Raw genomic sequence first — 9,086 nt, 5'->3', positions numbered from 1 at the left:
GGGGTGGTGGCCGGTACCGGCCACCACCCCGCCCCTCCGGCGTCCGGGATCCGCTAGAGCGGCGGCAGCAGTGCCGCCGCCTGGTCCAGCAGGCCCAGGTCCTGGAGCGCACCGCCGTTCGTCAGGGGCTCGGTGAGGGTGGACGTGCTCACCGGCTCGAAGTCGGCGACCTGCGTGCCCACCGCGTTGGCGAAGGGGTCGCTGCCCGTGCCCGCCAGCGGGTTGAGCTTCAGGGCCTCCAGAGAGCGCAGCGCGCCCTCCGCCGACGTGCCGAGCGCGGTGTCCGCGCCCGCCGTCGCCGCGTCGATGGACGTCACCCCCAGCTCGGCCCGTGGGCCCGCCGAGGGCGCGGCGTTCGCGGCTCCCGCGCCGCCCGCGACGATGGCCGCACCCGCCGAGACGGTCAGCCCGACGCGCACCAGACCGCGCGAGTGGGAGGAGCGGGAGGAGCGTGCGTGTCGTGCGTGCGAGGCCATGGGCACCTGCCGGGTCGTGAGGTACAGGATGGAACGACAACGCACCGTAGCGAAGTCGTGACACTGCGCGCACCCCGCGACCCGGGGGGATCCCCCATGCGGCCCAATGCCTCACACTGGTGTCCCGTGACTCCCCACCTGACCCCCGCGCGCGTCATCCTGCTGACCGGCCCGTCCGGATCCGGAAAGTCGTCCCTCGCGGCCCGCACCGGGCTGCCGGTCCTCAACCTCGACGACTTCTACAAGGAGGGGCACGACCCCACGCTGCCGCTGCTCCCGGACGGCTCGGGCGCCGACTGGGACTCGCCCCTGTCGTGGGACGCCGACACGGCCGTGACGGCGATAGTGGAGCTGTGCCGCACGGCGCGCACGAGCGTGCCGCTGTACGACATCGCCAGCAGCTCACGGACCGGTGAGAGCGCGCTGGACATCGGCCGCACGCCGCTGTTCATAGCGGAGGGCATCTTCGCCGCCGACATCATCGGCCGCTGCCGCGAACTCGGGGTGCTCGCCGACGCGCTGTGCCTGCGCGGCCGCCCGTCGACGACGTTCCGCCGCCGGCTGCTGCGCGATCTGCGCGAGGGCCGCAAACCCGCGCCCTACCTCGTCCGCCGCGGCCTGCGGCTGATGCGCGCCGAACGCGGCATCGTGGCCCGCCAGACGGCGCTGGGCGCGTACGCCTGCGGCAGGGACACCGCGATGGGCCGGATCGCCGCCGCGGCCGCGGGCCGCCGGGAGAGCGTCCGCGTCTGACGCGAACGGCCTCCTCCGGGAGACACACTTCCGGGAAACACGGGAACAGCGGAGCGGGCGGACATACCCCCCGGCTGTCCGCCCGCTCCTCCCCCGTGGCCCCGTCCGCTCCCCCGAGCGTTTCCCCGTCCCCCCAGGGCCCCCTTTTGTAGTTCTTGGTTCTGCCGGTCCCCGCTCAGGCCACCAGCTCACCGAAGGACTCCGCGATGCCGCGGCCGGAGCCGATGACCTCGTCCTCGCGCAGCCGGCGCAGGGAGCGCCAGATGCTGCTCTTGACCGTGCCGACGCTGATGCCGAGGATCTCCGCGATCTCCGGGTCCGTACGGCCCTCGTAGTAGCGCAGGACGAGCATCGTGCGCTGGAGTTCGGGCAGCCGGGCCAGCGCCTGCCAGAGGACGGCGCGCAGTTCGGTGCCGCGCATCGCGTCGGTCTCGCCGACCGTCTCCGGCAGCTCCTCCGTCGGGTACTCGTTCAGCTTGCGGCGGCGCCAGGCGCTGATGTGCAGGTTGGTCATCGTGCGGCGGAGGTAGCCGCCGACGGCCGCCTTGTCGGTGATCCGGTCCCAGGCGCGGTACGTCGAGAACAGCGCGCTCTGGAGCAGGTCCTCCGCCTCGTGCCGGTCGCCGGTCAGGTGGTAGGCGGTCGCGTACAGGGAGGCCCGGCGCTCCTGGACGTAGGCGGTGAACGCCGCTTCGGCGTCCTGCCGCTTCGTCCGGGCCGCGTCCTTGCCCTCCCCCGAGGCCCCCGTGGCCTCCCCGTACGTGACCGCGTCGATCGCCACCATGTACGGCGGCCGTACACGTCCGGTGCCGCGGGCGCACCCCCGCCCGCCCACGGCACCGGACTTCTCCGGGCCCCGCCCGGCGTCGTGCAGGCGCGTGCGAATGACTGCGCTGGTCGTGGTGCTGTGCAGTGTGTTCATCTCGCGCCCCCCGTCGGTGGAGCCAGCTCGGTCCGTTGTGTTCCCGGGCCGTCGTGCCGCCCGGTGTCCCCAAGCCTGGCGGGCCAGTTTCATGACGCTGTCCGCCGACTGTCACAGCCCTGCAACAGGCCGGGGAGCCCGCGCGGGACGCCTTCGGTCGAACTACCAGCCAGTCGTAGGCCAGAATGACCACCGTGCCTTTCCTGTTGCTGATCGAGGACGACGACGCCATCCGCACGGCTCTCGAGTTCTCCCTGTCCCGTCAGGGTCACCGTGTGGTGACCGCGGCGACAGGTGAGGACGGCCTGAAAATGCTGCGTGAGCAGCGGCCGGACCTGATCGTGCTGGACGTCATGCTGCCGGGTATCGACGGTTTCGAGGTGTGCCGGCGGATCCGTCGCACCGACCAGCTGCCGATCATCCTGCTGACCGCGCGCAACGACGACATCGACGTCGTGGTCGGCCTGGAGTCCGGGGCGGACGACTATGTCGTCAAGCCCGTGCAGGGCCGGGTGCTCGACGCCCGGATCCGCGCGGTGCTGCGCCGTGGCGAGCGGGAGTCGAACGACTCCGCGGCGTTCGGTTCGCTGGTCATCGACCGGGCGGCCATGACGGTCACCAAGAACGGCGAGGACCTCCAGCTGACCCCGACCGAGCTGCGGCTGCTGCTGGAGCTCAGCCGCAGGCCGGGGCAGGCGCTGTCGCGGCAGCAGCTGCTGCGCCTGGTGTGGGAGCACGACTATCTGGGCGACTCGCGGCTGGTGGACGCCTGTGTGCAGCGGCTGCGCGCCAAGGTCGAGGACGTGCCGTCGTCGCCGACCCTGATCCGTACGGTCCGGGGCGTCGGCTATCGCCTGGACACCCCGCAGTGACCGCCCCGGCCCGCCACAACAGCACAGAGAGCACACCGTGACAGAAGAGACCGGTCGGGAGCGGGGTCGGCGGCCGGCCAGGAACGCGCTGAAGCTGAGCATGCGGTGGATCAGTCTGCGGCTGCGGCTGATGCTGGTCTTCGCGCTGGTGGCGCTGGCCGCCGCCGTCTCCGCGTCCGCCATCGCCTATTGGCTGAACCGGGACGCGGTCCTCACCCGCACCCAGGACGCCGCGCTCGACGACTTCCGCAAGTCCTTGCAGGACAACACCGGTTCGCTGCCGCTGACGCCGACCTGCCAGGAGCTCCAGGCCGCCGCCGACCGGATGGCCTCGACCTCGCAGAAGTACGAGGTGCTGCTGATCGGCACGTCCGGCGGCGGCGACTGCGTCGCGCCCTCCAGGCCCGACCTGTTCACGCTCAAGGTCGTGCCGGAGTCGCTGCGGACGGCGGTGGACCGCGAGCGCCGGGTCGACGACTCCAACCGCTACGCGTACCACCTGTACTGGCAGCGGATCACGCTCGACGGCAAGCCGTATCTGATCGGTGGCGCCAAGGTGATCGGCGGTGGCCCGACGGGCTATCTGCTGAAGTCGCTGGAGAACGAGCGCCAGGACCTGAACTCGCTGGCCTGGTCGCTGGGCATCGCCACGGCCCTCGCCCTCATCGGCTCCGCCCTGCTCGCCCAGGCCGCCGCGTCCACGGTGCTGCGGCCCGTGCAGCGGCTCGGTGACGCGGCCCGGCGGCTCGGCGAGGGGAAGCTGGACACGCGCCTGGAGGTGTCGGGCACGGACGAGCTGGCCGACCTGTCGCGCACGTTCAACAGGACCGCGGAGTCGCTCCAGAAGCGGGTCGAGGAGCTGAGCGGCCGGGAGGCGGCGAGCCGCCGCTTCGTCGCCGACATGTCGCACGAACTGCGCACCCCGCTCACGGCGATCACCGCGGTGACGGAGGTGCTGGAGGACGAGGCGGACAACCTCGACCCCATGATCGCGCCCGCGGTGCAGCTGGTGGTGAGCGAGACCCGCCGGCTGAACGACCTGGTGGAGAACCTCATGGAGGTCACCCGCTTCGACGCGGGCACGGCCCGGCTGGTCCTCGACGACGTGGACGTCGCCGACCAGGTCACCGCCTGCATCGACGCCCGCGCCTGGCTGGACGCCGTCGAGCTGGACGCCGAGCGCGGCATGATGGCCCGGCTCGACCCGCGGCGGCTCGACGTCATCCTCGCCAACCTCATCGGCAACGCCCTCAAGCACGGCGGGTCGCCGGTGCGGGTGTCGGTGCGCACGGAGGGCGGTGCGCTGCGGATCGACGTGCGCGACCACGGCCCCGGCATCCCCGAGGACGTCCTGCCGCACGTCTTCGACCGCTTCTACAAGGCGAGCGCCTCCCGGCCGCGCTCCGAGGGCAGCGGTCTCGGCCTGTCGATCGCCCTGGAGAACGCCCATATCCACGGCGGCGGGATCACCGCCGCCAACTCCCCCGAAGGCGGCGCGGTCTTCACCCTGACCCTCCCCCTGGGCGAGGACCCGGCGGAGGCCGGCGGCGCCTCCCTGCTCACGGACGAGCAGGGCCGGGACCGGGCGGAGGAGAACGGAAAGTGAAGACCCCGAACGTGAGGATCAGAACCGCCGCCCTGGCGCTGACGCTGCTCGGCTCCCTCCCCGCGCTGTCCGCGTGCGGGATCCGCGGCACGGCCGTGCCGGTGGACGCGGGCGGCGCGCCGTCCCGGGCGTCGTGCGTCAGCCGACCCGACCCGAGCGCCGCCGCGGGCCTCGCCACGGTGACCGTGCAGCTGGAGTGCGCCTCGCAGCTGGTGCCGGTGACCCGCCGGGTCCCGCTGCCCGACAAGCCCGACGACGCGGTGATCGTCGCCGGCGCGCTCCTGGACGAGCTGCGCAAGGTGCCTGCCGGGGAGGAGGCCGACGCCGGGCTGATCACCGCCGTCCCGCAGCGGCTGTCCGTCACCGGGCCGCGGCCGGGCGACCCCGCGGGCACCCTGCGGCTGAGCCGTGAGCCGGCCGAGCTGCCGCAGGTCGCGCTGGCCCAGCTGGTGTGCTCGTTCGTGGGCACGGCCGCGGCGGACGGCAAGTCGGCGGTGCTGCTGGGCGGGCCGGGCGACGCCGGGCCGCTGAGCTTCACCTGCACCGAGGAGATGCGGACGCATCCGGACACCGCGGACATCGGCGGCAGAGCCGTCTCCTGATCCGGCGGCTCTCCGCCCCCGCCGGCCTCCGCCACTCTCCGTCGTCACGGGCGGAACCGGAGGGCGCACACCCCGCGTCCTGTGGGGCGTGCAGGGTCATGGTTACGGCGGTACGCCCGCCCTCCGATACCGCTACCGCGCCGCGGGGTGTGTGCTGCTCGTCGCCCATCTCCTGGCGGTCGGCTGGCTGGCCCTGCGGCCGCTGACGGCGCCCTGGGTGACGGCCGCGCCGCTGGAGCCGCTGGCTACGATCCGTGCCGATCTCGCCCTGAGTCCCTGGGAGGCGACGCGGGCGATCGGGGCGGGGATGCTGCCGCTGGCGCCGCTCGGCGTGCTGCTGCCGTGGGCGAGGGGGCGCGTCGCCGCGTCGCCGCTGGGCTCGCTGACCCGCACGGTCTTCACCAGCGCGATGCTGTCGCTGGCCCTCCAGGTGGTGCAGAGCGGTGTGGTGGGCCAGGTGCTGGACATCGACGCGCTGCTGCTGAACGTGACGGGCGTCGCCGTCGCGCATCTCGCGGTGGTCCCCGCGGTACGGGCCCGGCTCCGCCGCAGGGGTGACACGCGCGGGCCGCAGGCCCTTCCCCGGAAGGAGGCGGCTCAGGGGCGGACCCCGACGATCCCCAGGGTCGGGATCGCCCCGTAGAGCGATGCTTTGCCCCGGCTCGTGCCCGTAGCGTCGTAGGCACCGGGAAACGTTCCCGCACGGCGCGTCCCCGACGCCGCCGGACCGACGACGAGGAGTCGCCATCATGTCCGCTCCCCTGGTCCGTCCCCGTGACCACAGGATGATCGCCGGCGTCTGCGCGGGCCTGGCCGAGCGCTTCGGTACGTCCCGCACCACGATGCGGGTCATCTTCCTGGCCTCGTGCCTGCTGCCCGGACCGCAGTTCCTGCTCTACCTCGCGCTGTGGGTGCTGCTGCCGTCCGAGAAGGACCACGGCCGGTCCGGGTCAGGAACGGCCACGTCCTGGTGATGTCCGCGGCCGCCGCGTTGACGTGACGGCGGGCCGCGCACCCCGGTGCGGAGGGTGCGCGGCCCGCCGTCGTGCGCCGGGGCTCAGCCGCCGATGCTGGGCAGGGGCAGGCCGTTGGTGGGCAGCGTCGGCAGGCCGCCGAGCAGGCCCTTGTTGCCGCTGCTGTGCATCTTGCCGCTCGTGGCGGCGCCGTTGGCGCCGTTGGCGCCGGTCGCGCCCGGGCTGTTGTCGGACTTCGGCGTCACCGGCAGGTCGGGCGTCTTCGGGAGGTTGGGTGCCACGGCCTTGTCGACGGCCTGGGAGGGCGCCTTCAGGATGCCGCCCTGGACCGCGCGGTCCGCGGCGGCGACCACGGGACCACCGGCCGGCGCGAGCTTCGCGGCCTGCTGGATGGGCAGCCCGCCCATCGTGGTCGCGGCGGTGCCGGTGACCGATTCCACGGCGCCCGAGGTGCCGAACGCGGCCGCGTTGCCCGCCGCCGTGGCGGCGAAGGCAAGACCGAGCGCGGCGACACCGAGCGTCTTGATGGTTCCCTGCTTCATCTGAATTCTGTCCTCGCGACGGGGGAATTGTGCAGCGGCACTGCAACCTAGTCACGAGAGCCGGGAAGCCGCAATGAATGACACGGCCGGGACCCTGAAGTCCCGGCCGTTTTCACGCTATTACCCGTGGATTCACCGTCGGTTGCGACGGGAAACAGAATTGCTGGTCAGACCGTGCTCGTCAGCGTCTGCCGGAAGAGCCACTCCGACTTGAGCTCGGCGTATCCGGGCTTGATGACGTCGTTGATCATCGCGAGACGTTCATCGAATGGGATGAACGCGGACTTCATCGCGTTGACGGAGAACCACTGCATGTCGTCCAGGGTGTAGCCGAACGTCTTGACCAGGTGCTCGAATTCACGGCTCATGCTGGTGCCGCTCATCAGCCGATTATCGGTATTCACCGTGGCCCGGAAGTGCAGCTTCCGCAGCAGGCTGATGGGGTGCTCTTCATAAGAAGTGGCCGCACCGGTCTGGAGGTTGGAGGTGGGGCACAGCTCCAGCGGAATGCGCTTGTCCCGCACGTAGGACGCCAGCCGGCCGAGCTTGACCGTGCCGTCCTCCATGATCTCGATGTCGTCGGTGATCCGGACGCCGTGCCCGAGCCGGTCCGCGCCGCACCACTGGAGTGCCTGCCAGATGGACGGCAGGCCGAACGCCTCACCCGCGTGGATGGTGAAGTGGTTGTTCTCGCGCTTGAGGTACTCGAACGCGTCCAGGTGGCGGGTGGGAGGGAACCCGGCCTCCGCGCCCGCGATGTCGAAGCCGACCACGCCCGAGTCGCGGTAGCGGTTGGCGAGTTCGGCGATCTCCAGGGCGCGGGCCGCGTGCCGCATCGCGGTGAGCAGCGCGCCCACCCGGATGCGGTGGCCGCTCTCGCGCGCCCGGCGCTCGCCCTCGCGGAAGCCCTCGTTGACGGCCTCGACGACCTCTTCGAGGGTGAGACCGCCCTCCAGGTGCTGCTCGGGGGCGTAGCGCACCTCGGCGTAGACGACGCCGTCCTCGGCCAGGTCCTCGGCGCACTCGGCGGCCACCCGGACCAGGGCCTCGCGGGTCTGCATCACGGCGCAGGTGTGCGCGAAGGTCTCCAGATAGCGCTCCAGCGAGCCGGAGTCGGCGGCCTCGCGGAACCAGACGCCCAGCTTGTCCGGGTCGGTCTCGGGCAGGCCGTCGTAGCCCGTGGCGCGGGCCAGGTCGACGACGGTGCCGGGGCGCAGTCCGCCGTCGAGGTGATCGTGCAGCAGCACCTTGGGCGCGCGACGGATCTGCTCGGGGGTGGGTCGGGAGGTGGTCTCGGTCGTCATTTCGGCACTCTAGCCCCTACGCGCGTAGATGTCGGCGAACGATACGGAACGGTGACCCATCGGCGGGGTGGACACCGCGCGGCGTTCTGCCATCGTTTCTGCCATGCCTGAGCAAGCGTCGCCGCAGCGCGATCCCCAGGGGCCGGGAGCGGGTACGGCCCGGCTCGGAAAACCGCTCGGCGCGGAGCATTCCGTGCACGGTGTCGCCCTGTTGCTGCCCGGCGGGCGCCCCGTCGGGACCCGCCGGCCGTCGGCCCTGACGCTGGCCGCGCAGCGGCGGGTGGCCCGCGGCCTGGCCCGGCCGGGAACGGCCGAGGGCCTGGTCACCCACGTCGTCCGCTACCGCTGCCGCGGCTGGAACGGCGCCGCGGCCGATCCCGTACGGGACGCGGAGTGGGCCGCGGACGAGGCCGTGCGGCGCTACGGCGACGTACCGGTGTGCCTGGTGGGTACGGACATGGGCGGCCGGGCCGCGCTGCTCGCCGCGGGGCATCCGGCCGTCACCTCCGTACTGGCGCTGGCCCCCTGGCTGCCCGTGCCGGAGTCCGTGCTCGACCCCGATCCGGTGCGGCAGCTCGCGGGGCGGCGGGTGCTGCTGGTGCACGGCACCAACGATGAGCGCACCGAACCCGATCTGTCCTTCCGGCTCGCCGAGCGGGCGAAGAAGGTCAACCGGGACGTGTGCCGCTTCGAGGTGCACTCCGACGGGCACGCGCTGCACCAGCACCGGGCCGAAGTGCTCGCCCTGACGGTCGACTTCGTGCTCGGGTCGCTCTTCGGGCGGCACTACGCGCGGCCGGTGGCCGATGCGCTTGCGGCTCCGCCGCCGCTGGGTCTGCGCATGCCGCTCGCTTCCGGCTTCGGGGCTTCGTTGGGGTACTGACCGTTGCCGGGTGCGGCGCCGTTGCCGCCTGCGGCGGGCTTGTTCCCCACCCCGCCCCTTCCCGAAACTGGGGGCAAGCCCCCAGACCCCCGCAACACGGCTTCGCCGCGTTGTCCTCAATCGCCGGACGGGCTGCATTCAGCCCATCCGGC

The 9,086-nt window shown here is 72.6% G+C and carries 11 protein-coding genes; 7 read left to right on the top strand and 4 right to left on the bottom strand.

Annotation, left to right across the window (positions count from 1 at the left end; genetic code table 11):
* Window positions 1-53: 53 nt before the first annotated feature.
* Window positions 54-476, bottom strand: a complete 423-nt coding sequence (locus AB0435_RS33405; protein ID WP_366008224.1) for a hypothetical protein — start codon at window positions 474-476, stop codon at window positions 54-56.
* A 96-nt stretch (window positions 477-572) separates the two neighbouring features.
* Between AB0435_RS33405 and AB0435_RS33400 the strand changes: the two genes are divergently transcribed.
* Complete coding sequence (locus AB0435_RS33400; RefSeq protein ID WP_366428663.1) at window positions 573-1,229, top strand: ATP-binding protein; 657 nt, start codon at window positions 573-575, stop codon at window positions 1,227-1,229.
* Window positions 1,230-1,404: 175 nt separating this feature from the next.
* Here AB0435_RS33400 and AB0435_RS33395 read toward each other — a convergent pair whose 3' ends face one another.
* A complete protein-coding gene (locus AB0435_RS33395; protein WP_366008222.1) occupies window positions 1,405-2,151 on the bottom strand; it encodes a SigE family RNA polymerase sigma factor in 747 nt (248 codons plus the stop codon).
* Between the two features lie 194 nt (window positions 2,152-2,345).
* Here AB0435_RS33395 and afsQ1 point away from each other — a divergent pair, with 194 nt between their 5' ends.
* The 5 genes from afsQ1 (at window position 2,346) to AB0435_RS33370 (ending at window position 6,205) form a co-directional block, all read left to right on the top strand.
* Window positions 2,346-3,023, top strand: coding sequence for a two-component system response regulator AfsQ1 (gene afsQ1, locus AB0435_RS33390; RefSeq protein WP_366008221.1), 678 nt, complete (start codon window positions 2,346-2,348; stop codon window positions 3,021-3,023).
* Window positions 3,024-3,123: 100 nt separating this feature from the next.
* Entirely contained in the window at window positions 3,124-4,629 is a 1,506-nt protein-coding gene (locus tag AB0435_RS33385) for a HAMP domain-containing sensor histidine kinase (protein ID WP_366008220.1), read from the top strand.
* Window positions 4,626-5,231, top strand: a complete 606-nt coding sequence (locus AB0435_RS33380; RefSeq protein ID WP_366008219.1) for a hypothetical protein — start codon at window positions 4,626-4,628, stop codon at window positions 5,229-5,231. The genes AB0435_RS33385 and AB0435_RS33380 overlap by 4 nt, the downstream gene beginning before the upstream one ends.
* A gap of 88 nt (window positions 5,232-5,319) precedes the next feature.
* Complete coding sequence (locus AB0435_RS33375) at window positions 5,320-5,874, top strand: VanZ family protein (protein ID WP_366008218.1); 555 nt, start codon at window positions 5,320-5,322, stop codon at window positions 5,872-5,874.
* Between the two features lie 106 nt (window positions 5,875-5,980).
* On the top strand, window positions 5,981-6,205 hold the full coding sequence (locus AB0435_RS33370) for a PspC domain-containing protein (RefSeq protein WP_366428662.1): 225 nt from the start codon (window positions 5,981-5,983) through the stop codon (window positions 6,203-6,205).
* Between the two features lie 83 nt (window positions 6,206-6,288).
* Here the strand turns inward: AB0435_RS33370 and AB0435_RS33365 are convergent, their stop codons facing one another.
* Together AB0435_RS33365 and AB0435_RS33360 are read right to left on the bottom strand one after the other, a co-directional pair.
* Entirely contained in the window at window positions 6,289-6,747 is a 459-nt protein-coding gene (locus AB0435_RS33365) for a hypothetical protein (RefSeq protein ID WP_366008216.1), read from the bottom strand.
* 167 nt (window positions 6,748-6,914) lie between these two features.
* Window positions 6,915-8,051, bottom strand: coding sequence for an adenosine deaminase (locus AB0435_RS33360; protein WP_366008215.1), 1,137 nt, complete (start codon window positions 8,049-8,051; stop codon window positions 6,915-6,917).
* Window positions 8,052-8,154: 103 nt separating this feature from the next.
* Here AB0435_RS33360 and AB0435_RS33355 point away from each other — a divergent pair, with 103 nt between their 5' ends.
* Window positions 8,155-8,934: an alpha/beta hydrolase gene (locus AB0435_RS33355; protein WP_366428661.1), complete on the top strand. Its 780-nt coding sequence runs from the start codon at window positions 8,155-8,157 to the stop codon at window positions 8,932-8,934.
* Window positions 8,935-9,086: the final 152 nt, after the last annotated feature.

Source organism: Streptomyces sp. NPDC051173 (genome assembly GCF_040689515.1).
Lineage (GTDB): Bacteria > Actinomycetota > Actinomycetes > Streptomycetales > Streptomycetaceae > Streptomyces.
This window is presented reverse-complemented; position numbering and strand designations above follow the sequence as displayed.